At 72.1% G+C, this 25,417-nt stretch carries 24 protein-coding genes; 7 read left to right on the forward strand and 17 right to left on the reverse strand.

The window, feature by feature from the left end; genetic code table 11:
• Positions 1 to 18: 18 nt before the first annotated feature.
• The 5 genes from KBY47_RS11605 to KBY47_RS11625 all read right to left on the reverse strand — a co-directional run bounded on the left by KBY47_RS11605 (position 19) and on the right by KBY47_RS11625 (position 5,395).
• Positions 19 to 735, reverse strand: a complete 717-nt coding sequence (locus KBY47_RS11605) for a response regulator (protein WP_210920953.1) — start codon at positions 733 to 735, stop codon at positions 19 to 21.
• Complete coding sequence (locus KBY47_RS11610; protein WP_210920954.1) at positions 729 to 3,275, reverse strand: ATP-binding protein; 2,547 nt, start codon at positions 3,273 to 3,275, stop codon at positions 729 to 731. Before KBY47_RS11610 ends, KBY47_RS11605 begins: the two co-directional genes overlap by 7 nt.
• Positions 3,276 to 3,460: 185 nt before the next feature.
• Positions 3,461 to 4,231 (reverse strand): DUF3710 domain-containing protein, encoded by a 771-nt coding sequence (locus tag KBY47_RS11615; RefSeq protein ID WP_210920955.1) that lies wholly within the window; start codon positions 4,229 to 4,231, stop codon positions 3,461 to 3,463.
• Between the two features lies 1 nt (position 4,232).
• A complete protein-coding gene (gene dut, locus KBY47_RS11620) occupies positions 4,233 to 4,814 on the reverse strand; it encodes a dUTP diphosphatase (protein ID WP_210920956.1) in 582 nt (193 codons plus the stop codon).
• Complete coding sequence (locus tag KBY47_RS11625) at positions 4,811 to 5,395, reverse strand: PaaI family thioesterase (RefSeq protein WP_210920957.1); 585 nt, start codon at positions 5,393 to 5,395, stop codon at positions 4,811 to 4,813. The genes dut and KBY47_RS11625 overlap by 4 nt, the downstream gene beginning before the upstream one ends.
• Positions 5,396 to 5,453: 58 nt before the next feature.
• Here KBY47_RS11625 and KBY47_RS11630 point away from each other — a divergent pair, with 58 nt between their 5' ends.
• A complete protein-coding gene (locus tag KBY47_RS11630) occupies positions 5,454 to 5,918 on the forward strand; it encodes a DUF3093 domain-containing protein (protein ID WP_210920958.1) in 465 nt (154 codons plus the stop codon).
• Between the two features lie 18 nt (positions 5,919 to 5,936).
• Here the strand turns inward: KBY47_RS11630 and KBY47_RS11635 are convergent, their stop codons facing one another.
• From KBY47_RS11635 to KBY47_RS11650, 4 genes are all read right to left on the reverse strand, one after another.
• Positions 5,937 to 6,881 (reverse strand): hypothetical protein, encoded by a 945-nt coding sequence (locus tag KBY47_RS11635; protein WP_210920959.1) that lies wholly within the window; start codon positions 6,879 to 6,881, stop codon positions 5,937 to 5,939.
• A 13-nt stretch (positions 6,882 to 6,894) separates the two neighbouring features.
• On the reverse strand, positions 6,895 to 7,191 hold the full coding sequence (locus KBY47_RS11640) for a DUF4193 domain-containing protein (protein WP_210920960.1): 297 nt from the start codon (positions 7,189 to 7,191) through the stop codon (positions 6,895 to 6,897).
• 404 nt (positions 7,192 to 7,595) lie between these two features.
• Positions 7,596 to 8,843 (reverse strand): HAMP domain-containing sensor histidine kinase, encoded by a 1,248-nt coding sequence (locus KBY47_RS11645; RefSeq protein WP_210920961.1) that lies wholly within the window; start codon positions 8,841 to 8,843, stop codon positions 7,596 to 7,598.
• A gap of 6 nt (positions 8,844 to 8,849) precedes the next feature.
• On the reverse strand, positions 8,850 to 9,503 hold the full coding sequence (locus KBY47_RS11650) for a response regulator transcription factor (RefSeq protein ID WP_007385219.1): 654 nt from the start codon (positions 9,501 to 9,503) through the stop codon (positions 8,850 to 8,852).
• A 433-nt stretch (positions 9,504 to 9,936) separates the two neighbouring features.
• Between KBY47_RS11650 and KBY47_RS11655 the strand changes: the two genes are divergently transcribed.
• Positions 9,937 to 10,110, forward strand: coding sequence for a hypothetical protein (locus tag KBY47_RS11655; protein ID WP_210920962.1), 174 nt, complete (start codon positions 9,937 to 9,939; stop codon positions 10,108 to 10,110).
• A 139-nt stretch (positions 10,111 to 10,249) separates the two neighbouring features.
• On the opposite strand, the gene KBY47_RS11660 is transcribed toward KBY47_RS11655, so the two are convergent.
• Entirely contained in the window at positions 10,250 to 11,065 is an 816-nt protein-coding gene (locus KBY47_RS11660) for an inositol monophosphatase family protein (RefSeq protein ID WP_210920963.1), read from the reverse strand.
• 8 nt (positions 11,066 to 11,073) lie between these two features.
• Positions 11,074 to 12,201 carry a ferrochelatase gene (locus KBY47_RS11665; RefSeq protein ID WP_210920964.1) on the reverse strand — a complete coding sequence of 376 codons (1,128 nt, stop codon included), beginning with the start codon at positions 12,199 to 12,201 and terminating at the stop codon, positions 11,074 to 11,076.
• A gap of 208 nt (positions 12,202 to 12,409) precedes the next feature.
• Here KBY47_RS11665 and KBY47_RS11670 point away from each other — a divergent pair, with 208 nt between their 5' ends.
• The 3 genes from KBY47_RS11670 to sepH all read left to right on the forward strand — a co-directional run bounded on the left by KBY47_RS11670 (position 12,410) and on the right by sepH (position 16,444).
• A complete protein-coding gene (locus KBY47_RS11670; protein WP_210920965.1) occupies positions 12,410 to 13,657 on the forward strand; it encodes an MFS transporter in 1,248 nt (415 codons plus the stop codon).
• On the forward strand, positions 13,617 to 14,936 hold the full coding sequence (locus KBY47_RS11675) for a D-arabinono-1,4-lactone oxidase (RefSeq protein WP_210920966.1): 1,320 nt from the start codon (positions 13,617 to 13,619) through the stop codon (positions 14,934 to 14,936). The genes KBY47_RS11670 and KBY47_RS11675 overlap by 41 nt, the downstream gene beginning before the upstream one ends.
• A 467-nt stretch (positions 14,937 to 15,403) precedes the next feature.
• Complete coding sequence (sepH, locus tag KBY47_RS11680) at positions 15,404 to 16,444, forward strand: septation protein SepH (protein WP_210920967.1); 1,041 nt, start codon at positions 15,404 to 15,406, stop codon at positions 16,442 to 16,444.
• Between the two features lie 91 nt (positions 16,445 to 16,535).
• On the opposite strand, the gene KBY47_RS11685 is transcribed toward sepH, so the two are convergent.
• Positions 16,536 to 17,387, reverse strand: coding sequence for a sulfurtransferase (locus KBY47_RS11685; protein WP_210920968.1), 852 nt, complete (start codon positions 17,385 to 17,387; stop codon positions 16,536 to 16,538).
• Positions 17,388 to 17,675: 288 nt separating this feature from the next.
• On the opposite strand from KBY47_RS11685, the gene KBY47_RS11690 reads away from it, so the two are divergent.
• Positions 17,676 to 18,485, forward strand: coding sequence for a VOC family protein (locus KBY47_RS11690; RefSeq protein WP_210920969.1), 810 nt, complete (start codon positions 17,676 to 17,678; stop codon positions 18,483 to 18,485).
• Positions 18,486 to 18,506: 21 nt separating this feature from the next.
• Here KBY47_RS11690 and KBY47_RS11695 read toward each other — a convergent pair whose 3' ends face one another.
• From KBY47_RS11695 to KBY47_RS11710, 4 genes are all read right to left on the reverse strand, one after another.
• A complete protein-coding gene (locus KBY47_RS11695) occupies positions 18,507 to 19,154 on the reverse strand; it encodes a thymidine kinase (protein WP_210920970.1) in 648 nt (215 codons plus the stop codon).
• A 46-nt stretch (positions 19,155 to 19,200) separates the two neighbouring features.
• Positions 19,201 to 20,394, reverse strand: coding sequence for an alkaline phosphatase family protein (locus KBY47_RS11700; RefSeq protein ID WP_210920971.1), 1,194 nt, complete (start codon positions 20,392 to 20,394; stop codon positions 19,201 to 19,203).
• The gene (locus KBY47_RS11705; RefSeq protein ID WP_210920972.1) at positions 20,394 to 20,990 is read right to left on the reverse strand and encodes a DUF5998 family protein; all 597 of its coding nucleotides are present in this window, start codon (positions 20,988 to 20,990) and stop codon (positions 20,394 to 20,396) included. The genes KBY47_RS11700 and KBY47_RS11705 overlap by 1 nt, the downstream gene beginning before the upstream one ends.
• A 79-nt stretch (positions 20,991 to 21,069) precedes the next feature.
• Positions 21,070 to 23,922 (reverse strand): bifunctional GNAT family N-acetyltransferase/acetate--CoA ligase family protein, encoded by a 2,853-nt coding sequence (locus KBY47_RS11710; protein WP_210920973.1) that lies wholly within the window; start codon positions 23,920 to 23,922, stop codon positions 21,070 to 21,072.
• Between the two features lie 178 nt (positions 23,923 to 24,100).
• Here KBY47_RS11710 and KBY47_RS11715 point away from each other — a divergent pair, with 178 nt between their 5' ends.
• Positions 24,101 to 24,382 carry an HPr family phosphocarrier protein gene (locus KBY47_RS11715; RefSeq protein WP_133919479.1) on the forward strand — a complete coding sequence of 94 codons (282 nt, stop codon included), beginning with the start codon at positions 24,101 to 24,103 and terminating at the stop codon, positions 24,380 to 24,382.
• A gap of 192 nt (positions 24,383 to 24,574) precedes the next feature.
• Here the strand turns inward: KBY47_RS11715 and KBY47_RS11720 are convergent, their stop codons facing one another.
• Positions 24,575 to 25,270, reverse strand: a complete 696-nt coding sequence (locus KBY47_RS11720; RefSeq protein WP_210920974.1) for a GntR family transcriptional regulator — start codon at positions 25,268 to 25,270, stop codon at positions 24,575 to 24,577.
• Between the last annotated feature and the right edge of the window lie 147 nt (positions 25,271 to 25,417).

Raw genomic sequence — 25,417 nt, forward strand, 5'->3', positions numbered from 1 at the left:
CGCACCTCCACGCGGGGCTCACTTCTCGAAGCGGTACCCCATCCCCGGCTCCGTGATGAAGTGCTTCGGGTGCGACGGATCGGCCTCCAGTTTCCTGCGCAACTGCGCCATGTAGACCCGTAGGTAGTTCGTCTCCGTCCCGTACGACGGCCCCCACACCTCCTGGAGCAGCTGCCGCTGCCCGACCAGTCGGCCGGTGTGCCGCACCAGCACCTCCAGCAGGTGCCACTCGGTCGGGGTGAGCCGTACGTCCCTGCCGTCGCGGTGGACCTTCTTGGCGGCCAGGTCGACGGTGAACGCCTCGGTCTGAACCAGCACGCCCTCCTCGCCGCCGCCGGTCGGCTCGGCGCGGCGGACGGCGGCGCGCAGGCGGGCGAGCAGCTCGTCCATGCCGAACGGCTTGGTGACGTAGTCGTCGGCCCCGGCGTCGAGCGCCTCGACCTTCTCGTCGGAGGAGTGCCTGGCGGACAGCACGAGGATGGGCACCCGGGTCCAGCCGCGCAGGCCCCTGATCACCTCGACGCCGTCCATGTCGGGCAGGCCCAGGTCGAGGACGACGACGTCGGGGTGGCGGGCGGCGGCGAGCTGGAGGGCGGTGGCTCCGTCGTGGGCCGCGTCCACCTCGTACTTGCGTGCCTTGAGGTTGATCACGAGCGCCCGGACGATCCCCGGCTCGTCGTCGACGACGAGCACCCGGGTCGGTGTCCGCGCGGTCCCCCCGGATGTGGTCACCATGAAGCCTGCCTTTCTGGCTCGGTGCGGGTGCCCGGCCCGGGGCGCGGTCCCGCCGCGCGGAGCGTGAGCACCATGGTCAGTCCGCCGCCGGGCGTCTCCTCGGCGTTGAGGGTGCCGCCCATGGCCTCGGCGAAACCCCGGGCGACCGCGAGGCCAAGGCCTACGCCGTTGCCGCGCGGGACGTCGCCGTAGCGCTGGAAGGGTTCGAAGATGCGCTCCTTGGCCTCCTCGGGGACGCCCGGGCCGCGGTCCACGACCCGTACCTCCACCCGGTCGGCGAGTGCGCTGGCGGAGACCAGGACGGGCGTGGTGCCGGGGCTGTACTTGACGGCGTTCTCCACGACGTTGGCGACCGACCGCTCCAGCAGCCCGGCGTCCACGGCGACCATGGGCAGCGTCTCGGGGATGTCCAGGCGCACGCTGTCCTCGGGTACGCCGCCCAGCGCCTTGGGCACCACCTCGTCGAGGTCGGTGTCGCGGATGATCGGCGTGACCGTGCCGGTCTGGAGGCGGGACATGTCGAGCAGGTTGCCGACCAGGTGGTCGAGCCGGTCGGCGCCCTCCTCGATGCCCTCCAGCAGTTCCGCCTGGTCCTCCTCCGACCAGGCCACGTCGTCTGACCTGAGGCTGGAGACGGCGGCCTTGATCCCGGCCAGCGGGGTCCGCAGATCATGGCTGACGGCGGCCAGCAGCGCCGTACGGATGCGGTTGCCCTCGGCGAGCGCGCGGGCCTGGTCGGCCTCGGCCTTCAGCCGTCTGCGGTCCAGGACGACGACGGCCTGCGCGGCGAACGCGGCGAGCACCCGCCGGTCCTCGGCGGGCAGCACCCGGCCGGTCAGCGCCAGCGCCATCCGGTTGCCGACGGGCATGTCCACGTCGGCGTCCTCGGGCCGTTCCAGCGGCGGCCCGTCACCGGCCCGCCCGACGCAGGTCCACGGGTGGAGGTCGTCGGCCCGTTCCAGCAACGCCGCCGACTCCATGCCGAAGGTCTCGCGCACCCGCTCCAGTACCGCCTCCAGACTGGTCTCGCCGCGCAGCACGTTGCCCGCGAGGAAGGAGAGGATCTCCGACTCGGCGCGCAGCCGGGCCGCCTGGTGGGTGCGCCGGGCGGCGAGGTCCACCACCGAGGCCACCGACACCGCGACCGCGACGAAGATGACGATGGCGACGATGTTCCGGGGGTCGGCGATGACGAACCGGTGCTCGGGGTGGGTGAAGAAGTAGTTCAGCAGGAGTGAGCCGAGGGCCGCCGAGGCCAGCGCCGGGAGCAGTCCGCCGAGCAGGGCGGCGGCCACCACGACGGCGAGGAACAGCAGGACGTTGTTGGCGAAGCCCAGGTCGACGGAGTTCAGCAGCACGGTGAGGAGCGCCGGGCCCGCCATCCCGACCACCCAGCCCCAGACGCTGCGGGCCCGCCCGAGCCGCGCGCCGCGGGCGACCGGCAGTCCGCGCCCCTTGGCGGCCTCCTCGTGGGTGACGATGTGCACGTCGAGGTCGGGGCCGGAGTCGCGGGCCACGGTGGCGCCGACGCCGGGGCCGAAGACGTACTGCCAGCTCTTGCGGCGCGAGGAGCCCAGCACTATCTGGGTGGCGTTGACGCCGCGCGCGAACTCCAGCAGCGCCGCGGGTATGTCGTCGCCGATGACGTGGTGGAAGGTGCCGCCGAGGTCCTCGACCAGGGTGCGCTGGACGGCCAGTTCCTTCGGTGAGGCGGAGGTCAGGCCGTCGCTGCGGGCGATGTACACGGCGAGCACCTCGCCACCGGCGCCCTTCTCGGCGAGCCGGGCGGCCCGGCGTATCAGGGTGCGCCCCTCGGGTCCGCCGGTCAGTCCGACGACGATGCGTTCCCGGGAGCCCCAGATCCGCGACACCTGGTGGTCGCTGCGGTACTGCTTGAGGTACTCGTCGACCCGGTCGGCCACCCACAGCAGCGCCAGTTCCCGCAGGGCGGTGAGGTTGCCGGGCCGGAAGTAGTTGGACAGCGCGGCGTCGATCTTGTCGGGCTGGTAGACGTTGCCGTGCGCCATGCGGCGCCGCAGCGCCTGCGGGGACATGTCGACCAGTTCGATCTGGTCGGCCCGGCGGACGATCTCGTCCGGTACGGTCTCGCGCTGCCGCACCCCCGTGATCGACTCCACGACGTCCCCGAGGGACTCCAGATGCTGGATGTTGACGGTGGATATCACGTCGATCCCGGCGGCCAGCAGTTCCTGCACGTCCTGCCACCGCTTGGCGTTGCGCGAGCCGGGCACGTTGGTGTGCGCCAGCTCGTCCACCAGCGCCACCCGGGGGCGCCGGGCGAGCACCGCGTCCACGTCCATCTCCTCGAAGACGCGGTCGCGGTACGTCAGCTCCCGGCGCGGCAGTTGTTCGAGGCCGCTCAGCATCACCTCGGTGCGGGCCCGGCCGTGGTGCTCGACGAACGCCACGACGCAGTCCGTGCCCCGCTCGATCCGGCGGTGCGCCTCGGACAGCATCGCGTACGTCTTGCCCACGCCCGGCGCCGCGCCGAGGTAGATCCGTAGCTTGCCGCGTGCCATGGCCTCATTGTCCGTGTCGTCACCCTCGCTGCGTACGCAGCGCAATGACCCTACGACGAATGTTCGGGACATAACGGACGGAGAGACGGGCGAAAGCCGACTTTGACGCCCTTCTGACGCGGCCCCCGACGACAGCAGGGGCCGCACCCCGACGTGGTGCGGCCCCTGGTGAGGTCGTACGGTGCTCAGCGCACCTCGGTGATCTCCGGCCCGCGCTGGAGCTGGCCCATGCCGCCGGAGAAGCGGGAAGAGGCCTGGTCCTCCTGCTGGACGCCCTCGGGAACCATCTGGGCGTCGTTCGGCAGCTTCAGGACGATCGGGTCGCGGGGCGCCATCGGGCCCTCGCCGCGCACCACGACCGTGTCCCGGAAGATCTGCTCCAGCAGCCCGGCCGCCTGCGGCTGCACCGCGCCCTGGCCCGAGATCACCCCGCGCAGGAACCAGCGGGGACCGTCCACGCCGACGAACCGCACGACCTGGAAGCCGCCGGTGCCGTCCGGCAGCTGCACCGGCACCTGGGCCCGCAGCTCCCAGCCGAGCGGGCCCTCCACCTCGTCGATGATGCCGCCCTGCTGGGTGATGCCGGACGCGATCTCCTCGCGCACCTCGCCCCAGATGCCCTCGCGCTTGGGCGCGGCGAAGGCCTGGAGCTGGATGGCACTGTCGCGGAGCACGACGGTCGCGGCGACGATGGCGTCGCCCGCCACCTCGACCCGCAGCTCCATGCCGTCGACACCCGGCACGAACAGACCGCCCAGGTCCACCCGGCCCTCGCCGGGGTTGCGGACCTCGGTGCTGTCCCAGGGTCCGTCGGGCCGCGGCTCCGGCTCCAGCCGTACCCGCTCGCGCTCGCCCTCGCCCGCCTCGGTGCCGACTCCGTCGACGACCTGCTCGGCCTCGCCCGCCGCGTCCGCCGCGCCGTCAGCGGAGCCCTTCTTCTTGCGACGTCCGAACACGTCACTGTCCTTCCCGGTCGGATACGACCGAAGCGTATCGATACCCACCCGCCTGGCCGCCCTCGGCGGCCCGACCGTTCGTACTGCTCTTACCGGTGCTCTTACCCGTCTTACCGGCCTCACCGGTCACAGCGGCGTGGCCGCCGGTGGACCCGAAGCCCCCCTCGGCCCGCGCCGAGCCGGGAAGCTCCGCCACCTCCTGGAAGCGGACCCTCTCGACCTGCTGGACGACCAGTTGGGCAATCCGGTCGAAGCGCTCGAACCGCACGGACTCGCGCGGGTCGAGATTCACCACGATCACCTTGATCTCCCCACGGTACCCGGCATCAACCGTCCCCGGGGCATTCACCAGGGCCACACCACAGCGGGCGGCGAGACCCGACCGCGGGTGCACGAAGGCCGCGTACCCCTCGGGCAGCGCAACAGACACCCCCGTGGGCAGTACGGCCCGTTCCCCCGGCGCCAGTTCGCGGCTCTCGGTGGTGCGCAGATCGGCTCCCGCGTCCCCGGGGTGCGCGTACGACGGCAGCGGTACGTCGGGGTCGACGCGCCGGATCAGCACGTCCACGGGGTCGTGGCTCACGGGTTCACCTCGAAGGCGCGGGCCCGCCGGACCTGGTCCGGGTCGTCCATGGCCGCCTGGATCTCCTCCTTGCGGCCGTGGTCGATGAAGTGGTCGACCTTGACCTCGATGAAGAGGGCGTCGGCCCGCACGGCGACGGGACCGTCGGGACCGCCGACGCGTCCGGTGGCGGTCGAGTAGATCTTCCGTCCGGCGACCGCGGTGACCTCGGCCTCCAGGTGCAGGGTGGTGCCGACGGGCACCGGCCGTACGAAGTCCGTCTCCAGCCGTCCGGTGACGGCGATCGTGCGCAGCAGCCAGTTCAGCGAGCCCAGCGTCTCGTCGAGGGCGCTGGCCAGCACCCCGCCGTGCGCGAGGCCGGGGGCGCCCTGGTGGGCGGCCTGCACGGTGAACTCGGCGGTGATCGACACGCCCTGACCGGCCCGGGCCTGGAGGTGCAGCCCGTGCGGCTGCTCACCGCCGCAGCCGAAGCACTGGCCGTAGTGCGCGCCGAGCAGTTCGCCGGGGGCGGGGGCGTCGGGGTGCCGTACCGGCGCGACGGCGTCGGCCGGGGGCTGAAGAGCTGCGGAATTACCACTCACAGCCGCAGACCTTACCCGCGCGTCGGCGATTCCCGGACACCGTGCCAAGCTAGGTGTTATGCAGCCCTCCGCCACCCCCTACGAAGAACGCCTCACCGCCCCCCGCTCCTGGTGGCTGCTCAGCCTCCTGGTGGGCGTCTCGATGGCCCTGATCCTGCTTCCTTTCGGCACCCTTGCGCTGCTCGGCGGCCTGGTGGGCGGTACGGCGGTGGCGGCGACGGTGGCCAGTTCGTACGGGTCGGTCCGGATCCGGGTGGTGGGCGACTCGCTGATCGCGGGCGACGCGAAGATCCCGGTCTCGGCGCTGGGCGAGGCGGAGGTGCTGGACGCGGAGGAGGCGCGCGCCTGGCGCACGCACAAGGCGGACACCCGCGCCTTTCTGCTGCTGCGCGCCTACATCCCCACCGCCCTGCGGGTGCCGGTGACGGACCCGGCGGACCCGACGCCGTACCTGTATCTGTCGACCAGGGAGCCGGAGCGGCTGGCGGCGGCGCTCGCGGCGGCCGGGAAGGCCGCGGCGTAAGGCCCCGGCGGGCCGCCGTCAGAGCTCGGGCGACCGGGGTTCGTCCGGGGTGCCCTCGATCCTGAGGGGGTCGGCGGGGCGTTCCAGCGGCGGCAGCGCCGGGAGCGCGTCCCAGGGCACCTGCATCCCGCGCAGGTCCCCGCGGATCCGCTCCGCGAGCTTTCTGGTGTCCCGGCGGTTCATCATCGCGCCGACCGCGGCGCCCACCAGGAAGGGCATCAGGTTGGGCATGTTGCGGACCATCCGCTTCATGATCTGCTGCCGCAGTTCCCGCCTCATCTGACCGCCGAGGGCGGTGTTGACCGAGGCCGGTTTCATCACGTCGATGCCGCGCTCGCCCGACCAGGATCTGAGGTAGCCGGTGCTGCGGTCCTTCAGGTTGCCCGGCGGTCGTACGCCGTAGACCTCGTGGAGTTCGGCGATCAGCTTCAGTTCGACCGCCGCGACGCCGGTGACCTCGGCGGCCAGTTCGGTGGGCATCGCGGGCGGCACGGGCAGCATCGCCGCCGCGCCCACTCCGGCGCCGACCGTCGCCGACGCGTTCACCGCGCCCGCCACGAGCTTGTCGGCGATCTCCTCGGGCCCGAGCCCGGGGAACTGCCTGCGCAGGGTCGCGAGGTCCCGTACGGGGATCCGCGGGGCGTTCTCGATGATCCGGTCGGTGAGGTGGGCCAGGCCCGTCCTCGCGCGGTCAGAGCCCCTGCGGACGCCTTCCTGGGCCAGTTCCCTGGCCCTGCCCCGGATCGCCGCCGCGCGTCTGCGCGCCGGGGGTACGGGGCGGATTGCCGGCGCCGGGCTCGCGGCCCGGTCTCCGGCCGGTTCGAGCGAGGCCGATCCCGCGGGTTCAGTTCCCGCCGCGGATGAGCCCCGCTCGTCGTCACGCACGCCGTGAGGGCCGTCCGGCGGCCCCGAGTCCGCTCCCCGTGAGGAACGGCGCTTCCAAGGTGGGGTCGAGCCAGTCACGGCCGACCCCGCCTCAGTCGCAGTCGCGGCAGATCGGCTGACCGTTCTTCTCGCGGGCCAGCTGGCTGCGGTGGTGCACCAGGAAGCAGCTCATGCATGTGAACTCGTCCTGCTGCTTGGGCAGGACACGGACGGCCAGTTCCTCGTTCGAGAGGTCGGCGCCCGGCAGCTCCATGCCTTCTGCGGCTTCGAACTCGTCCACGTCGACGGTCGAGGCGGACTTGTCGTTCCGCCTGGCCTTCAGCTCTTCGAGGCTGTCCGAGTCGACGTCGTCGTCGGTCTTGCGTGGAGTGTCGTAATCGGTTGCCATGTCGCTCTCCCCCTCCGGGTGTCTGCGGTGTCTCCAGCGCACGTAACGCGTGAGAGGCCGGACTTGTGCCCGACCCGAGGCGGAGATTTTGCCTCACATCAAGGTCTGTTACTCAATCGACACCCAACCGGACTCCGCATGAGTGATCGGCTTGGATGGCGATCGGGACCGTACACGGTCCAAAGGTTGCACTTCAAAGGGGTCTCACCGTGTACTTCCCGTGATCAAGCCACAGGAAAACCCGGATTTTCCCGGCTTTCCGCCACTCTGCATGATCACGGAGAGTAGATGGCTGGAAAATCGCCCCTGTGATCGATCACACACCACGTAGCAGACCGAGTGCCCAGAAAATTCCGCGCAAAGCGAACGTCCTCGAGTGTGTCCGGGTGTGCGGCGCAAGGATCTCAGACCGGCAGGGTGACCCGCATCTCGAGTCCGCCCCCTTCACGCGGGCGCGCCGAGATGTGCCCGCCGTGCGCCCGCGCCACCGACCGCGCGATGGACAGGCCGAGCCCCACGCCCTTGTCGCTGCCGGTGCGCTCGGTCCGCAGCCGCCTGAACGGCTCGAAGAGGTTGTCGATCTCGTACGCCGGTACGACCGGCCCCGTGTTGGACACCAGGAGGACCGCCTGACCGCCCTGGACGTCCGTGGTGACCTCGACCCAGCCGCCCTCGGGGATGTTGTACCGGACGGCGTTCTGCACCAGGTTCAGCGCGATCCGCTCCAGCAGCACGCCGTTGCCCTGGACCACCGCGGGCTTCTGTTCGCCGTGGATGCGCACGCCCTTGGCCTCCGCCTCGGCGTGCACCTGGTCGATGGCCTGCCCGGCGACCTCGGCGAGGTCCACCGGTTTGCGCTCCACGATCTGGTTGTCGCTGCGGGCGAGCAGCAGCAGCCCCTCGACGAGCTGCTCACTGCGCTCGTTGGTGGCGAGCAGTGTCTTGCCGAGTTGCTGGAGTTCCACCGGCGCGTTCGGATCGGAGAGGTGCACCTCCAGGAGCGTGCGGTTGATCGCCAGCGGGGTGCGCAGTTCGTGCGAGGCGTTGCCGACGAAGCGCTGCTGGGCGGTGAAGGCCCGTTGGAGGCGCTCCAGCATGTCGTCGAAGGTGTCGGCCAGCTCCTTCAGCTCGTCGTCCGGGCCGTCCAGCTCGATCCGCCGGGACAGGTCGGACCCGGCCACCGCGCGTGCGGTGCGGGTGATGCGGCCGAGCGGCGACAGCACCCGTCCGGCCATCGCGTACCCGAAGGCGAAGGCGATCACCGCGAGGCCCAGCAGGGCCAGCAGGGAGCGGCTGAGCAGGTTGTCCAGGGCGACCTGGCGCTGGTGGTCGATGCACTCGCTGATCGCCTCGTTGAACGCCGTCAGCGAGATCGGGCTGGCGTTGTTGATCGCCGGGCAGTCGTCACTGGTGACCTTGATGGCCTGACCGTCGACGATCTTGAACGAGGGTTCGTTGCCCGTGTTGATCGCCTGCGCCGCGAGCAGGTAGATGATCGACAGCAGCAGGATCCCGGCGATCAGGAACATGCCGCCGTACAGCAGCGTGAGCCTTATCCGGATGGTCGGGCGCAGCCAGGGCGGCTGCACGGGCCGCCTGGGGTCCCAGGTGGGCTTCGGAGGCGCCTGAGGGGGCGCGGGGGTGGCTGCCACGGGACATCAGATCCGGTAGCCGGAGCCGGGCACGGTGACGATCACCGGCGGCTCGCCCAGCTTGCGGCGGAGCGTCATCACGGTCACCCGGACCACGTTGGTGAAGGGGTCGGTGTTCTCGTCCCACGCCTTCTCCAGGAGTTGCTCGGCGGAGACCACCGCGCCCTCGCTGCGCATCAGGACCTCCAGCACGGCGAACTCCTTCGGCGCGAGCTGGACCTCCTTGCCGTCCCGGAAGACCTCGCGGCGGTTCGGGTCCAGCTTGATCCCGGCCCGCTCCAGCACCGGCGGCAGCGGCACGCTCGTACGGCGGCCCAGCGCACGCACGCGTGCGGTCAGCTCGCTGAACGCGAAGGGCTTGGGCAGATAGTCGTCGGCGCCGATCTCCAGGCCCTCGACCCGGTCGCTGACGTCGCCGGACGCCGTCAGCATCAGCACGCGCGTGGGCATGCCCAGCTCGACGATCTTGCGGCAGACGTCGTCGCCGTGCACCAGGGGGAGGTCGCGGTCGAGGACGACCACGTCGTAGTCGTTGACGCCGATGCGCTCCAGGGCGGCCGCACCGTCGTACACGACGTCGACGGCCATGGCCTCCCGGCGCAGTCCGGTGGCCACCGCATCGGCGAGCAGTTGCTCGTCCTCGACGACGAGTACGCGCACGTCGCTAGTCCTTCCTCTGTCCACCCGCGTAGCACCAGGGCACGCGCGGGCAGGGGTCCATGGGGTGTGTTGCCTCCATCCTGCCCTTTTCGGCCATAAGTCGGCTGTAAGCCGGGAGATTGGGCTCCGGCAGGGGCGGGACGGCCGGGTGGGACGGCCCGTTCGGGCGGGCGGGAATGCCAGATTTTCTTGTGCGGTTGAGGTTTCCGCGGGAGGGAGCGGGGGGAGGACGCTTTACACCCCGCGATCACGCTCTGCTCGTACCGCAACACCATGCGGTACACCGCGGCCGCTTCGCAGAGTGGGCGTGGGTGTCCGGCACCGTCGCCGCCCGGCTCGGGCAGCGCTGGGCATCCACGGGAGACGTGATCGCCCCTTCCGAACGGCACACCCCCGTGCCAACGACCCACGACCCAGGACGAGGGGGCGCAGCATGGACGCATTCACGGCAGGACTTCTGCAGCGCATAAGGGCGACCGAGTCCGATCTGACGCGGGCGCGTGACGAAGGCGACGACTTCCTCGTCGAGGTGGAGCAGGGCGAGCTGGACGACCTCCGCCGCCTGGCCGCCGAGCATGGCGTGGAGGTCGGCGTTCTCAACGCGTGACCGGCATTCAGGACCCTGACGCGGCGGGCCCCCGGCGAATCCAGCGCCGGGGGCCCGCTGCGTATTCTGCTCGGTCGCCTACGGGCACCGCGCGGGTTGGTGGGCTCTTGCCTCCGGTTCCCGTGGCGGGACCCTCCCGTCAGTCGTGCCAGGCGCCCAGATCCTCCAGAAGGGGCTGGAGCCGCTCGAAGACCCCCGGTGTCGCCGCGACCGTCAGGTCCCAGGACGGGGGTTGTCCGGGGCGGCCGCCGGTCAGGGCGCCCGCCTCACGGGCGATGAGGTCACCGGCCGCCAGGTCCCAGGGGTGGAGGCCGCGCTCGTAGTAGCCGTCGAGGCGGCCCGCGGCGAGGTCGCACAGGTCGGCCGCGGCCGAGCCGCCGCGGCGGATGTCGCGCAGCTGGGGGATGAGCCGGCGGGCGACCTCGGCCTGGTGGTCGCGGACCTCGGCGACGTAGTTGAAGCCGGTGGAGACCAGGGCCTGGTCCAGGGGCGGCGCCGGGCGGCAGGCCAGCTCGCGTTCGCCGGTCCAGGCGCCGGTGGCCCGGGCGCCGCCGCCGAGGACGGCGTGGAAGGTCTCGCCGCGCATGGGGAGGGCGACCACTCCGACGACCGTCTCGCCCCGGTGCTCGGCGGCGATGGAGACGGACCAGGTGGGCAGCCCGTAGAGGTAGTTGACCGTGCCGTCGAGGGGGTCGATCACCCAGCGGACCCCGCTGGTGCCCTCGCTGGCGGCGCCCTCCTCGCCGAGGAAGCCGTCGTCGGGGCGCCGGCCGGAGATCAGGTCGGTGATCAGCTTCTCGGCGGCGATGTCCATCTCGGTCACGACGTCGATGGGGCTCGACTTGGTCGCGGCGACCGCGAGGTCGGCCGGGCGGCCGTCCCGCAGCAGCTCACCCGCGCGCCGGGCGGCCTCATGGGCGAGCTTGAGCAGTTCCGTGTGCAGGGCGTCGGTCACGGGGCTCCTCACGCGTAGGGGCTGTCGGCGCCCGCGGCGGCGGGCCGGGGGGCGCGGGCGGGGCAGCAGCCGACCGGGCACAGGTCGTGGCTGGCGCCGAGGGTGCCGAGGGCGCACGGGGTGACCTGCTGCCCGCGTTCGACGGCGGCGCGCTCCAGCACGAGGTCGCGGATGGCGGCGGCGAACCTGGGGTCGGCGCCGACGGTCGCCGAGCGGCGTACCGGCAGGCCCAGCTCCTCCGCCTTGGCCGTGGCCTCGGTGTCGAGGTCGTAGAGGACCTCCATGTGGTCGGAGACGAACCCGATGGGGGCCATGACGACCGCGGGTACCCCGGCCGCGTGCCGCTCTTCCAGGTGGTCACAGATGTCGGGTTCGAGCCAGGGGATGTGCGGGGCGCCGGAGCGGGACTGGTAGACGAGCTGCCAGGGGTGGTCGACGCCGGTGCGCTCACGGACGGCGTCGGCGATGAGGCGGGCGACGTCCAGGTGCTGACGGACGTAGGCTCCGCCGTCGCCGTGGCCCTCCACCGGGCCGGAGGTGTCGGCGGCGGAGTCCGGGATGGAGTGGGTCGTGAAGGCGATGTGGGCGCCGTCCCGGACCTCTTCGGGGAGGTCGGCCAGGGAGCGCAGGACGCCCTCGGTCATCGGCTCGACGAAGCCGGGGTGGTTGAAGTAGTGCCGCAGCTTGTCGATCTTCGGCAGGTCGAGGCCCTCGGACTCCAGCTGGGCGAGGGCGTCGGCGAGGTTCTCGCGGTACTGGCGGCAGCCCGAGTAGGAGGCGTAAGCGCTGGTGGCGAGGACCAGGACGCGGCGGTGACCGTCGCGGACCATGTCGCGCAGGGTGTCGGTCAGGTAGGGCGCCCAGTTGCGGTTGCCCCAGTGGACCGGCAGGTCCAGGCCGTGGTCGGCGAAGTCCTTGCGGAGGGCGTCCAGCAGGGCGCGGTTCTGGTCGTTGATGGGGCTGACCCCGCCGAACTGGAAGTAGTGCTGTCCGACTTCCTTGAGTCGTTCCTTGGGGATGCCGCGCCCCCGCGTCACGTTCTCCAGGAAGGGGACCACGTCGTCGGGTCCCTCGGGGCCGCCGAAGGAGAGCAGGAGGAGGGCGTCGTAAGGGGTGGCGTCGAGCACGTCTGGCATGACACCGATCCTGCCACCCGGCACCGACAGCCGTGTCACCGGCGGGGTGGCCGATGCGGTTCCGACTGCTCCGGAAGGGTGCGTTAGGGTTGCCTAACTCGTAAGCTGTATCGGCGGCGGTCGCACCTTACCGACGCCTTGCTGACACCTCGCTGACACCGCCGTACCGCCGACCCCTCGGCCGCGGCGCGGACCACCGGAGACCTCCGTGCCCAGCCCCTATCGCGCCCTGTTCACCGCCCCGGGCTCCAAGGCGTTCTCCGCCGCCGGTCTCCTGGGGCGGATGCCGTTGTCGATGATGGGCATCGGCGTGGTGACGATGGTCTCCCAGCTCACCGGGCAGTACGGGCTCGCGGGCGCGCTGTCGGCCACCATCGCGCTGTCGGCGGCGGTGGCGGGTCCGCAGGTCTCGCGGCTGGTGGACCAGTACGGGCAGCGGCGGGTGCTGCGCCCGGCCACCCTGGTCTCGCTGGCCGCGGCGGCGCTGCTGCTGTTCGCCGCGCACTACGGCTGGCCGGAGTGGGTGCTGTTCGTGGCGTGCGTCGGCATCGGCTGCGTGCCGAGCGTCGGCGCGATGATCCGGGCCCGCTGGGCGGCGCTCTACCGGGGCACTCCCCAGCTGCACACCGCCTACTCCTTCGAGTCGGTGATCGACGAGGTCTGCTTCATCTTCGGGCCGATCATCTCCATCGGCCTGTCGACGGCCTGGTTCCCGGAGGCGGGGCCGCTGCTGGCGGCCTGCTTCCTGGCGACCGGCGTCTTCTGGCTGACCGCACAGCGCGCCACCGAGCCGGAGCCGCACCCGCGCGAGCGGCACGGCGGCGCGGGGGGCGGCAGCGCGCTGCGCTCGCGGGGCCTCCAGGTGCTGGTGACGACCTTCGTGGCGACCGGGGCGATCTTCGGCGCCGTCGACGTGGTCACGGTGGCCTTCGCCGAGGAACAGGGTCACAAGGGCGCCGCGAGCGTCGTCCTCGCGGTGTACGCGGCGGGCTCCTGTGTGGCGGGCGCCGTCTTCGGGCTGCTGCACTTCAAGGGAGCGCCGGAACGCCGGTGGCTGCTGGGCGTCTGTGCGATGGGCGTGAGTATGATCCCCCTCCTACTGGTCGGGAACTTGCCGTTTCTGGCCGTGGCGCTCTTCCTCGCGGGTCTGGCCATCGCTCCGACGATGATCACGACGATGTCCCTGATCGAAGAGCACGTACCACGCGCGCAACTGACCGAGGGCATGACCTGGGTGAGCACCGGGCTGGCGGTGGGGGTCGCGGTCGGCTCCTCGGTGGCCGGCTGGGTGATCGACGCCGCCGGTGCGCGCGCCGGGTACGGGGTTCCGGCGGTGTCCGGGGCCGTCGCGGTCGCGGTCGGTTTCCTCGGTTACCGCCGGCTGCGCAGGCCGGCTCCGGGTCGGGGAGGCACCGTTGAGCAGCACAGCGAGCGGGAAGAGCGGCACGTGGCGTAACTGGGGCGGCAATGTCGCCGCGCGGCCCGCGCGGGAGGTCGTCCCCGCCTCCGTGGAGGAGCTGGCGGACGCCGTGCGCCGGGCCGCCGAGGACGGGCTCACCGTGAAGGCCGTCGGCACCGGGCACTCCTTCACGTCCATAGCGGCGACCGACGGTGTGTTGATACGTCCTCAACTGTTGACGGGCATTCGCGACATCGACCGTACGGCCATGACGGTCACGGTCGAGGCGGGCACCCCGCTCAAGAGACTCAACACCGCCCTGGCCCGCGAGGGTCTGTCCCTGGCCAACATGGGCGACATCATGGAGCAGACGGTCTCCGGTGCCGTCAGCACGGGCACGCACGGCACCGGCCGCGACTCCGGGTCCATCGCCGCGCAGATCAAGGCGCTGGAGCTGGTCACCGCCGACGGCTCGGTGCTCACCTGCTCGGAGAAGGAGAACCCGGAGGTCTTCGCGGCAGCCCGCATCGGTCTCGGCGCGCTGGGCGTCGTCACCGCGATCACCTTCGCCGTGGAGCCGGTCTTCCTGCTCACGGCCCGCGAGGAACCGATGCCGTTCGCCCGGGTCCTCGCCGAGTTCGATCAACTGTGGGCCGAGAATGAGCACTTCGAGTTCTACTGGTTCCCGCACACGGAGCGGTGCAGTACCAAGCGGAACAACCGCAGCGCGGGCCCGGAGCGGCCCGTCGGCCGTCTCGGCGCCTGGTTCGAGGAGGAGTTCCTCTCCAACGGCGTGTGGCAGGTGGCCAATCTGGTGGGCCGCGGCGTGCCCGCCGCCATCCCCGCCATCGCGCGGGTCGCCAGCCACGCGTGGTCCGCGCGGACGTACACCGACATCCCCTACAAGGTCTTCACCTCGCCGCGCCGGGTGCGTTTCGTGGAGATGGAGTACGCCCTGCCGCGCGAGGCGGTGACGGACGCGCTGCGCGAACTGAAGTCCATGATCGACCGGTCCGGCCTGCGGATCAGCTTCCCCGTGGAGGTGCGCACCGCACCGGCCGACGACATCACCCTGTCCACCGCCTCCGGCCGTGACAGCGCGTACATCGCCGTCCATATGTTCAAGGGCACCCCCTTTCAGGCCTACTTCACCGCCGCCGAACGCATCTTCACCGCGTACGAAGGGCGGCCGCACTGGGGCAAGGTGCACACGCGCGACGCGGAGTACTTCGCGCAGGTCTATCCCCGTTTCGGGGAGTTCACCGCGCTACGGGACCGGCTGGACCCCCAGCGCCGGTTCCAGAACGCCTACTTGAGGCGGGTTCTGGGGCAGTAGCGGCGGCGGCGCCGGGACGAGACGGGAAAGTCGAAGAAGAACAGAGAACGACAGGGAGCGACAGAGAAAGAACGAGAACGCCCCGGGAACGCGTGAAATAGGCCACGTTCATGATCGAGAAAGCCAGTGAACACCGGCCAAGTACTGATCCTTGCCAGAAGTTGGGCGGCGTGCCAATCCACGCACGTGGCCCAAATGGAGTACTGTTGCGAGCCCTGGGTCCGGTCTCCCGCCAGGCTGTCCGGATCCTTCAAGGACCGCCGGGAGGGAGCTTGTTGCACAGGGTGACGGAGTTGGTCACTTAGCGTTGCGAATAGGTTACCGTGCCATAACGGCGATCCAGGGCCCGTGCCCGACACGCCGGGCAACTCGGCAAGGTTGTGGCAGGCTGCACCCGGGCAGGCCACACTCGACTAGCGGAAGCAGCGACGCACGTGACGTCGGCAGGCACCACCCGGGAGGTCCCCATGCCCGAACTGCGTGTCGTGGCCGTCTCCAATGACGGCACACGGCTGGTGCTGAAGGCTGCGGACTCAACGGAGTACACGCTTCCGATTGATGAACGGCTCCGTGCCGCCGTGCGCGGCGACCGTCCCCGCCTCGGCCAGATCGAGATCGAGGTGGAGAGCCATCTCCGCCCCCGCGACATCCAGGCCCGTATACGCGCCGGTGCGACCGCGGAAGAGGTCGCCCAGATGGCGGGCATCCCTGTCGACCGCGTACGCCGCTTCGAGGGACCGGTGCTCGCCGAGCGGGCCTTCATGGCCGAGCGGGCCCGCAAGACCCCGGTCCGCCGCCCCGGCGAGAACTCCGGCCCCCTGCTCGGCGAGGCCGTCCAGGAGCGGCTGCTGCTGCGCGGCGCCGAGAAGGACACCGTCCAGTGGGACTCCTGGCGCCGCGACGACGGCACCTGGGAGGTCTTGCTGGTCTACCGGGTCGCCGGCGAACCGCACTCGGCGAGCTGGACGTACGACCCGCCCCGGCGGCTCGTCCAGGCCGTCGACGACGAGGCGCGCGCGCTGATCGGCGAGTCCGACGACCTCGGCGCCCCGGAGCCCAGCTTTCCGTTCGTGCCGCGTATCGCCCGGCTGCCGCGCGAGCGGACGCTGGACCGGCCCGCGGACCGGGAGCGGCCGAGCCTGCCGCCGGTGCCCGAGCCCGCCGAGGAGAGCGGCGCGGGTGAACGGGACTCGCTGACCAGCCTGCTGGAGGCGGTGCCCAGCTTCCGCGGCGACCTGGTGGTCCCGGAGCGTCCGTCGGCGGAGCCCGTCGAGGAGCCCGAGGAGCAGCCCGAGGCGGAGGAGCCCCCGGCGCCCGCGGCCTCGGCCGGTGCCGGTTCCGCCTACGCGGACGTCCTGATGCCGCGCTCGGTGGGCAGCCACCGTGACCGGCTCATCGGCTCCACCGACCGTCAGGCCGAGGCGGACGGCGTCCGCCCGGGCCGCCGCGCGGCGGTGCCGAGCTGGGACGAGATCGTCTTCGGCACCCGCCGCAAGAAGCAGGAGTAGCGGCGGAGGAGCAGTGGGGCGCTCCCCCTGCACATGCACAAGGGGGGCGCTGCAAGGGACCCTCCCCGAGGGCGGCGCCCCGAGGACCGGGCTACTGCGGATCCGGCCCCACCGCCACCGGCCGCGAGGGGTCGGAGGACCACTCCGACCACGAACCGACGTACAGCTCGGCCGGAATGCCCGCCACCGCCAGCGCCAGCGCCTCATGGGCGGCGGAGACGCCCGAGCCGCAGTACACGCCCACCGCGGTGCCGTCCGCGGCGCCCAACGCCTTGAAGTGGTCCCGCAGCTGTGCCGCGGGCAGGAAGCGGCCGTCCGGGCCGACGTTCTCGTGGGTGGGCGCGGAGACCGCGCCCGGAATGTGTCCGCCGATCCGGTCGATCGGCTCCACGTCACCGCGGTAGCGCTCCGCCGCCCGGGCGTCCAGCAGCAGTCCCGAGCGGGCCAGCGCGGCGGCCCCGTCCGCGTCGAGGAGTCCCGTGGGCCCGGGGACCGGCCGGAAGTCGCCCTCCGGCGGCGTCGGCTCGTGCGTCGACAGTTCCCCCTGCCAGGCGGCCAGCCCGCCGTCGAGGACCCGCACATCCGGGTGCCCCGTCCAGCGCAGCAGCCACCAGGCGCGGGCCGCCGCCCAGCCCTGGCCGCCGTCGTAGACGACGACCGGCCGCCCCACCGTCACGCCCGACCGGCGCATCGCGGCGCCGAACTCCGCCAGGTCGGGCAGTGGATGGCGGCCCGCCGGGCCCGGCGCCGAGGCCAGTTCCCGGTCCAGGTCGACGTAGACCGCGCCGGGGAGGTGCCCGGCCGCGTACTCGGCGCGGCCGTCGAAGGCGGGCTCACCGGCCGCCTTGGCCAGGGTCAACTGCCAGCGGACATCGAGCAGTACCGGCGGGTTCCCGCCCGCGAGGTCGCTCGCCAGTTCGGATGCGGAGATGATGGCGTTCATGGCCACCATCCTTGCCTACGGGGTGGCCGCGTCGCCCATGTCCGGCTACTCTGCCCGCCGGGCAGGTCCGATCACCACGCGTACGGGATCGGGCACATGCTGTACAACAGGCTGACACCCGCAATCACATGAACGGCCAGGAAACCCCCGCGGACCGGGCACGGAGCGGGGAAGGGCCCCCGGCGGCGCGCCCGCAGCGCGCGGCGCCCCGGGTGGTGCGAGCATCGGCACGGGGGTCGAAGGGCGGAAGCGACGCGGTCACCGCGAGGGGCCGAGAAGAGAGAGACGATGACCGAGGCACGGGGGCCGGCCGGCCGCAGCGGCGAAGCGCACGCCCGGTACGCGCCCGGCACGCCCTGCTGGGTGAGTCTGATGGTGCACGGGATGGCCACGACCCAGGAGTTCTACGGCGCCCTGTTCGGCTGGGAGTTCAGGCCGGGGCCCCGGCAACTCGGCCCCTATGTGCGGGCCCTGCTCGACGGCCGTGAGGTGGCGGGCATCGGCCAGCTCCCGCCCGACCGGCATCTGCCCATCGCCTGGACGCCCTACCTCGCCACGGCCGACGCCGACCGGACCGCGGACACCGTACGGCTGTGCGGCGGCACGATCGGCGTGGGGCCGCTGGACGCGGACGAGGCCGGGCGGTTGGCGATCGGATCGGATCCCTCCGGTGCCGTCTTCGGCGTCTGGCAGGCGGCGGCGCACAGTGGCACGGCCGTCACCGGGATGCCCGGCACCCCGGTCTGGAACGAACTGCTCACCTTCGAGACGGTCGGCGTCGCCAAGTTCTACGAGTCGGTCTTCGGCTACGAGGAGGAGCCGGTGGTCTCCGCCGACTTCGACTACGTCACCCTCCTCGTCGACGGCCGCCCGGTCGCCGCCATCCACGGTGTGGGCAACACCCTGCCGCGCGACCGGGGGCCGCACTGGGTGACGTACTTCGAGGTGGACGACCTGGAGGAGACGCTGTCCCGGGTCGTCGACCTGGGCGGGCAGATCATCAGCCCGGCCCGCGACAGCGAGCAGGGCCGGGTGGCCACGGTGGCGTGCCCGGAGGGTGCGCGCTTCTCCCTGCTGCGACCGGACCGCCGCGGTTGAGGCCTGTCCGGCGGACAGCCGCTAGGCGTGCGGCACCGGCAGGACGTCCGGGGAGAGTGTGGCCGCGCGGGCGGTGGCGGCGGTCATCCGGCGGCGGTGGTGGCGACGGCACAGCACCTCGTAGCCGACGGCCTCGGACTGGTTCACGTCGCCGACCACGACCTGGGCGCCCTCCACGACCATCTCGCCGCCCACCGTACGGGCGTTGTGCGTGGCCCGCGCGCCGCACCAGCACAGCGCCTCGACCTGGAGCACCTCCACCCGGTCGGCCAGCTCCACCAGCCGCTGCGAGCCGGGGAAGAGCTTGCTGCGGAAGTCGGTCGTGATGCCGAAGGCGTACGCGTCGAGACCGAGGTCATCGACGACCCGCGCGAGCTGGTCGATCTGCTCCGGCGCCAGGAACTGTGCCTCGTCGGCGATCACATAGTCCGCGCGTCCGCCCTGCGAGAGGTGGTCGACGAGATAGCCGTACAGGTCCATGCCGTCCTCGACCTCCACCGCGTCGGTGACCAGGCCGAGCCGCGAGGAGAGCTTGCCCTCGCCCGCGCGGTCGTCACGGGTGAAGATCATGCCCACCAGCCCGCGCGCGGAACGGTTGTGCTCTATCTGGAGAGCCAGCGTCGACTTCCCGCAGTCCATGGTTCCGGAGAAGAACACCAGCTCGGGCATGGCGGGTTGAGCACCTTTCGGCGAGGGGACGGACGGGGGGCGGGCGTCAGGAGCGTACTTCGAGCAGCGGGACCAGCTGCTCGGCGGGGGTCATCGAGCCGTGGTTGCCGACCATGGCCGACTCCTTGGGCTCCCGCTCCGAGGCGATGATGAGCACGTCGTCGCGGGCGGCCGCGACGACATCGCCGATCCGCCCGTGGACGCGTCGGTCGATCCGCGGGCCGAACCAGCCCGCCGCGATCGCCTCGTCCCGCGAGGCCACCCAGAACTGCTCGCCGAGCACCTCGCGCCAGCACGTCAGTACGTCGTTCTGGGCGCCCGGCACGGCGTACACGTGCCGCGCCCGGCCCTCGCCGCCGAGCAGGGCGACCCCGGCGCGCAGCTCCCAGTCCGTGTCGAAGTCGATGCGGTGCTCCTCGTCGAACGGCACGTCGATCATGCCGTGGTCGGCGGTGACGTAGAGCGCGCTGCGCGGCGGAAGCTGCTCGGCCAGCCGCTGGACGAGCCGGTCGACGTACATCAGCTGGCCGCGCCAGGTGTCGGAGTCGACGCCGAAGCGGTGGCCCGCGCCGTCGACCTCGGCGTAGTACGTGTAGACGAGGGCACGGTCGCCAGCGGCCAGTTGCTCCGCCGCGAGGTCCATGCGGTCCTCGCCGGACAGCCGCCCGTGGAACGTTCCGCCACTGAGCGCGACCTTGGTCAGCGGGGTGTTCGCGAAGGCGGGCGAGGAGACCTGGGCGGCATGCACCCCGGCGTCGTGGGCGAGCTGGAAGACGGTGGGGTACGGCTGCCAGGTGCCCGGCGCGGTCCAGGGCTGCCAGCGCAGCTGATTCATCAGCTCACCGGTGTCCGGGTTGCGGACGGTGTAGCCGGGCAGGCCGTGCGCGCCGGGCGGCAGGCCGGTGCCGACGGAGGCGAGGGAGGTCGCGGTGGTCGCGGGGTAGGCCGTGGTCAGGGGGCGGCCGGTGCCGCCGCGCGAGCTGCCGAGCAGGGACGCCATGAACGGCGCCTCCTCGGGGTGCGCCTTCAGCTGCTCCCAGCCGAGGCCGTCGATCAGGAAGACGCAGGCCCGGTCGGCGGGCTCCAGTTCCCCGATGGCCGCGGTGACGCCGGGCACGCCCATGCCCGCGGCGAGCGTGGGGAGCAGGTCGGCGAGGGAGCCGCCGCCGTACTCGGGGCGGGGCGCGGAGTCGACGGACAGGGGCTCGGGGTGCTGCTCCCAGGCGGTGGGATGTGCCATCAGCGGGTGATGTCCGCGGTCGCCTCGGAGATGGCCTGCGCGAAGACGAGCGCCTGCCGCACGGTCTCCGGGCCGTCCCCGGCCTCGCTGACGCGCAGGCTGAGGTCGTCGGCCGTCGAGTTGCCCGTGTAGCCGTGGTCCGCCTCGCAGTTGGGGTCGCCGCAGGCGGCGGGCTCCAGGTCGATGCGGGAGACGGCGCCCCAGCCGATGGTCAGCACGACCTCACGCGGGAGGGTGCCCGGCTTGTACGACTCCGGATTGGCGACCACCCGGCTGACCACGACCGACGAGATCCGGCCGAGTTTCACGGACTCCGTGGAGGTGGTGGCGTACGGCGTCGGGGAGGTGCTGTCGGCGGCCTGCTCGTCGGTGTGGCTGACGATGAAGCGGTTCTCGGTGAGGACCAGCACGGTCACATGGCGCCGCACCTCGTTCTGGTCGAACGTCGTCTCCTGGTGGACCAGGTACGACCGCATGGGCTCACCACCCACGGCGGCCTCCACCGCCTCGGCCACGAGGGCCGGGTAGTAGCCACTGCGCTCGATCGCCGCGCGCAGCCCCTGGGTCGTCGTACTGGTCTTGGCCATGCCGTCCATCCTAAGGGGGCCCACTGACTGCGAGGCACCGCTCAGCCGCGCGGTCCACGGGCCCCTGCCGGGTGCCCCGCGCGGGGTGTCAGTAGGCCGGGAGGGTGCGCGGGCCGAGGTCGTCGCGGGCGGGCGGCGGGGCGAGCCGGACGGACGCGCCGAGGACGCTCAGGCCGCCCGGGGCGACGACGACCGGCTCCAGGGTGACCGCCACCACCTCCGGGTGGTCGTCGACCAGCCGGGACACCCGCAGCAGCAGCTGCTCCAGCGCGGCCGTGTCGACGGGCGCCGAGCCCCGCCAGCCGAACAGCAGGGGCGCCGTGCGGATCGATCTGATCAGCGAGGTCGCCTCACGGTCGGTGACCGGGATCAGCCGGTGCGCCATGTCCCCGAGCAGCTGCGAGGCCGCCCCGGCCAGCCCGAACGACAGCACGGCACCGGCCGCCGGGTCGATCACCGCCCGTACGACGGTGTCGACCCCGCGCGGGGCCATCCCCTGCACCACCGGACGCAGCTCCTCCGGCGTCCCGAACAGGTCGGTCAACTCGGCGTACGCGCGTCGCAGTTGCTCCTCGTCCGCGAGATCGAGGCGTACGCCGCCCAGGTCGGCGCGGTGCCTCAGGTGTGGGGCGGTGGCCTTGAGGGCGACCGGGTAGCCGATGCTCCGCGCGGCGGCGACGGCCTCGTCGGGGGTGGCGGCGGGCACGGCCCGGTGCACACCGATGCCGTACGCCCCGAGCAGCTCGCAGGTCTCCTCGGTGCCGAGCGTCAGCCCCTGCCCCCGCTCCAGCAGGCCCCCGATCAGCCCGGCGGCCCTCTTCTCGTCGATGTCCTCGTACTCCGGCACCTTCCCCGGCTCCGCGACCTCCCGCCGCCACTGCGCGTACTTCACGGCTTCGCCGAGCGCCCGGACGGCGCGTTCGGCGGCGGGGTAGGCGGGGATCAGCCCGCGGGCACGCGTGCCGCCTGGGGCGGCAGGGGTGGGCGCGGACGGCACCCCGTCAGCGCCGGGCTGCGCGACCGGTCCACGCTCAGCCGCGACACCGGCCACCTTGGTGCCGACCTGTGGTGCGGTACTCGCCGCCGCGGACAGCGCCTCCGCCAGCCCGCCCAGCTCGACGTGCACCACCAGCACCGGCTTCGACGGCGCCTCCCCCGCCGCGGCCTGCAACGCCTCCGCCAGGACCGCGTCCTCCGCCGACGTCTCCCCGATCGCCGGGATCGCCGTCACCACCACGGCATCGCAGGAGTCGTCGGCGAGCGCCCGCGCGAGCGCCGCCCCGAAGTCCTCCGGCGACGCCCCGGTCGTCAGATCGACCGGCGGCTGCGGCCGCAGCCCCTCCGCGAGACAGGCGTCGTACGTCAGCAGCCCCAGCGACTCCGAGTTGCCGAGGATCGCCACCCGCGGCCCCCGGGGCAGCGGCTGCCGGGCGAGCAGCAGCCCGGCGTCGACCAGCTCGGTGATCGTGTCGACCCGGATGACCCCGGCCTGCCGGAGCAGCGCGGACACGGTGGCGTGCGGCAGCCGCGTGGCCCGTACGGCGTGGCCCTGGGGCGCGGCCCCGCGGTGACGGGCGCCCTGCACGACGACCAGTGGCTTCGCCGCCGCCGTACGCCGGGCGAGGCGGGTGAACTTGCGGGGGTTCCCGATGGATTCCAGGTACATCAGGGCGACGTCGGTGTCCGGGTCGTCGTACCAGTACTGGAGCACGTCGTTGCCGGAGACGTCCGCGCGGTTGCCGGAGGAGACGAACGTGGACACACCGGTGACGCCGGTGACGCCGCCGCCGCGCCGGTGCAGCCGGGACAGCAGGGCGACGCCGATGGCTCCGGACTGGGCGAAGAGTCCGATGCGGCCGGGGCGGGGCATCTCGGGGGCGAGGGACGCGTTGAGCCGTACCTCGGGCGAGGTGTTGATCACGCCGAAGGCGTTGGGGCCGATGATCCGCATGCCGTACGCGCGTGCCTGCCGCACGAGTTCGCGCTGGCGTTCCCGTCCGTCGGGGCCGCTCTCGGCGTACCCGGCGGAGACCACGACGAGGCCCTGCACACCGTGTGCACCGCACTCGGCGACGACCTCGGGGACGTGCGCGGCGGGCACGGCGACGACCGCGACGTCGACGTGGTCGTCGATGTCGCGGACGGAGCGGTGCGCGGCTACCCCGTCGATCTCCTTCTGCTCGTCGGTGTACGCCCTGTTCACGGCGTACAGGCGGCCGGTGTACCCGGCGTCCTTGATGTTGCGCAGGACACTGCGGCCCACTCCCCCGGGGCTGCGCCCGGCGCCGATGACGGCGACCGAGCCGGGCAGCAGGAGCCGCCGCACGGACCGGGCTTCCGCGCGCTGCTCGCGCGCGTACTGCACGGCCAGCGAGCGGTCCGTGGGTTCGAGGTCGAACTCCAGGCGTACGACGCCGTCCTCGAAGCTGCGTTTCTGGGTGTACCCGGCGTCCGTGAACACCTTGATCATCTTGGTGTTGGCGGGGAGCACCTCGGCGGCGAAGCGGCGGATACCCCGCTCGCGCGCGACGGCGCCGATGTGTTCGAGAAGGGCGGAGGCGACGCCCCGGCCCTGGTGGGCGTCCTGCACCAGGAAGGCGACCTCGGCCTCGTCGGCGGGCGCGGAGGCGGGCGTGCCGTCGGGGCCGATGCGGTCGTAGCGTACGGTGGCGATGAACTCGCCGCCGATCGTGGCGGCGAGTCCCACCCGGTCCACAAAGTCGTGGTGCGTGAAGCGGTGGACGTCCTTGGCGGACAGGCGCGGGTAGGGCGCGAAGAAGCGGTAGTACTTCGACTCGTCCGAGACCTGCTCGTAGAAGCTGACCAGGCGCTCGGCGTCGTCGACGGTGATGGGCCGTACGCGCGCGGTGCCGCCGTCGCGCAGCACCACGTCGGCCTCCCAGTGAGCGGGGTACTCCTGTCGGTCCGCCGAGTTCTGCATGGGCCCCAGCGTACGGCTCGCGTACGACAACGGCGCGAGGCAGTCTGTGGGGGACGTCAGCCGGACCGAGGCCGCGGTCCGGCGTCATCCGAAGGGGCGGGTACAGGTCCGCTCCGGGCATGCTTCACGTTATGGGACACTGGTCTAGACAACCCTGAACACCGAAGGGCAGCATCACATGGCTGAGCGCCGCGTCAACGTCGGCTGGGCCGAGGGCCTCCACGCCCGCCCCGCCTCCATCTTCGTCCGAGCCGCCACGGCCACAGGCGTCCCGGTGACGATCGCCAAGGCCGGGGGCAACCCCGTCAACGCGGCCTCCATGCTCGCTGTTCTGGGCCTGGGCGCCCAGGGCGGCGAGGAGATCGTCCTCGCCTCCGACGCCGAGGGCGCCGACGCCGCTCTCGACCGCCTGGCCAAGCTGGTCGCCGAGGGACTCGAGGAGCTGCCCGAGACCGTCTGACCGGCGCGCGACAGCACGCGACGGAGCCGCGCCACCCATTCCGGGCGGCGCGGCTCCGTCGTTTTTCTCTGGGCGCCGTGTTCCGTGCACGCATTTACATGCGGGCGATAATTCACGCTGGTGTTCGCGACGGAAAAAGGGCAGCAGAAATAGCCCCCGCCGAATACCACCTCTTTGTATACGGCGCCTGTGTTAATGCCGCAGGCTCGGCATGTTTACGGGATGTTGCGAAGTCCTCACACGCTCCGGGCGGTCCGCGCCCACGGAGAAGCGCAGCCGGTGCGCGGCGGTCGCGCGCTCGGTGTGCAGTGCGGTGAGCGCACGCGCGCGTTCCCCGTCGCCGCGCGCCACCGCGTCCACGATCGCGCCGTGCTCGGCCCAGGACTCCACCGGCCCGGCGGGCGCCTCCACGGTGTACATCCAGGCGATCTTGTGCCGCAGCTGGGTCAGTACGGCGATCAGGGCGGGGCTGCCGGAGGCCTGGGCCAGCGTCTCGTGGAACCAGCCGCCCAGCGAGCGCAGATCGTCGCTGTTGCCCCGCCTGGCCCGCTCCTGACCCAGTCTGACCAGCCCGCGCAGCACCTTCAGATGGGCCTCGGTGCGCCGCTGCGCGGCCCGGGAGGCGCCCAGCGGCTCCAGGAGCATCCGCATCTCCAGCAGGTCGGCGGCCTCCTGCTCGGTCGGTTCGGCGACGCACGCGCCCGCGTGCCGCCGGGTCACCACGAAGCCCTCGGCCTCCAGGGTGCGCAGGGCCTCCCGGACGGGGACGCGCGAGACGCCGTAGCGGCGCGCGAGCAGTTCCTCGGTGAGCCGGCTGCCGCGCTCGTAGACACCCGAGACGATGTCGTCCCGGATCGCCGTGCACACCGAATGCGCCGGAATACGCATGCCCGACCTCCGTCTTAATCCCCGTGAAACGTCGACGATTGACGTGTGTTCAGCGACTCTATTGCAATGAGCCGGAATTTCCGACGGCGGCCTGGAAACCATGGATATTTTTTGGACAAACGGACCTCCGAAACGCCGAAAGCCCCG

This window comes from Streptomyces sp. B93 (genome assembly GCF_018070565.1).
Lineage (GTDB): Bacteria > Actinomycetota > Actinomycetes > Streptomycetales > Streptomycetaceae > Streptomyces.

What these genes read in the sequence shown, in the direction of transcription:
- KBY47_RS11605 (WP_210920953.1), bottom strand. Translation starts at nt 735, where the DNA reads ATGGTGACCACATCCGGGGGGACCGCGCGGACACCGACCCGGGTGCTC.
- KBY47_RS11610 (WP_210920954.1), bottom strand. Translation starts at nt 3,275, where the DNA reads ATGGCACGCGGCAAGCTACGGATCTACCTCGGCGCGGCGCCGGGCGTG.
- KBY47_RS11630 (WP_210920958.1), top strand. Translation starts at nt 5,454, where the DNA reads ATGCAGCCCTCCGCCACCCCCTACGAAGAACGCCTCACCGCCCCCCGC.
- KBY47_RS11640 (WP_210920960.1), bottom strand. Translation starts at nt 7,191, where the DNA reads ATGGCAACCGATTACGACACTCCACGCAAGACCGACGACGACGTCGAC.
- KBY47_RS11655 (WP_210920962.1), top strand. Translation starts at nt 9,937, where the DNA reads ATGGACGCATTCACGGCAGGACTTCTGCAGCGCATAAGGGCGACCGAG.
- KBY47_RS11665 (WP_210920964.1), bottom strand. Translation starts at nt 12,201, where the DNA reads ATGCCAGACGTGCTCGACGCCACCCCTTACGACGCCCTCCTCCTGCTC.
- sepH (WP_210920967.1), top strand. Translation starts at nt 15,404, where the DNA reads ATGCCCGAACTGCGTGTCGTGGCCGTCTCCAATGACGGCACACGGCTG.
- KBY47_RS11685 (WP_210920968.1), bottom strand. Translation starts at nt 17,387, where the DNA reads ATGAACGCCATCATCTCCGCATCCGAACTGGCGAGCGACCTCGCGGGC.
- KBY47_RS11690 (WP_210920969.1), top strand. Translation starts at nt 17,676, where the DNA reads ATGACCGAGGCACGGGGGCCGGCCGGCCGCAGCGGCGAAGCGCACGCC.
- KBY47_RS11695 (WP_210920970.1), bottom strand. Translation starts at nt 19,154, where the DNA reads ATGCCCGAGCTGGTGTTCTTCTCCGGAACCATGGACTGCGGGAAGTCG.
- KBY47_RS11700 (WP_210920971.1), bottom strand. Translation starts at nt 20,394, where the DNA reads ATGGCACATCCCACCGCCTGGGAGCAGCACCCCGAGCCCCTGTCCGTC.
- KBY47_RS11705 (WP_210920972.1), bottom strand. Translation starts at nt 20,990, where the DNA reads ATGGACGGCATGGCCAAGACCAGTACGACGACCCAGGGGCTGCGCGCG.
- KBY47_RS11710 (WP_210920973.1), bottom strand. Translation starts at nt 23,922, where the DNA reads ATGCAGAACTCGGCGGACCGACAGGAGTACCCCGCTCACTGGGAGGCC.
- KBY47_RS11715 (WP_133919479.1), top strand. Translation starts at nt 24,101, where the DNA reads ATGGCTGAGCGCCGCGTCAACGTCGGCTGGGCCGAGGGCCTCCACGCC.
- KBY47_RS11720 (WP_210920974.1), bottom strand. Translation starts at nt 25,270, where the DNA reads ATGCGTATTCCGGCGCATTCGGTGTGCACGGCGATCCGGGACGACATC.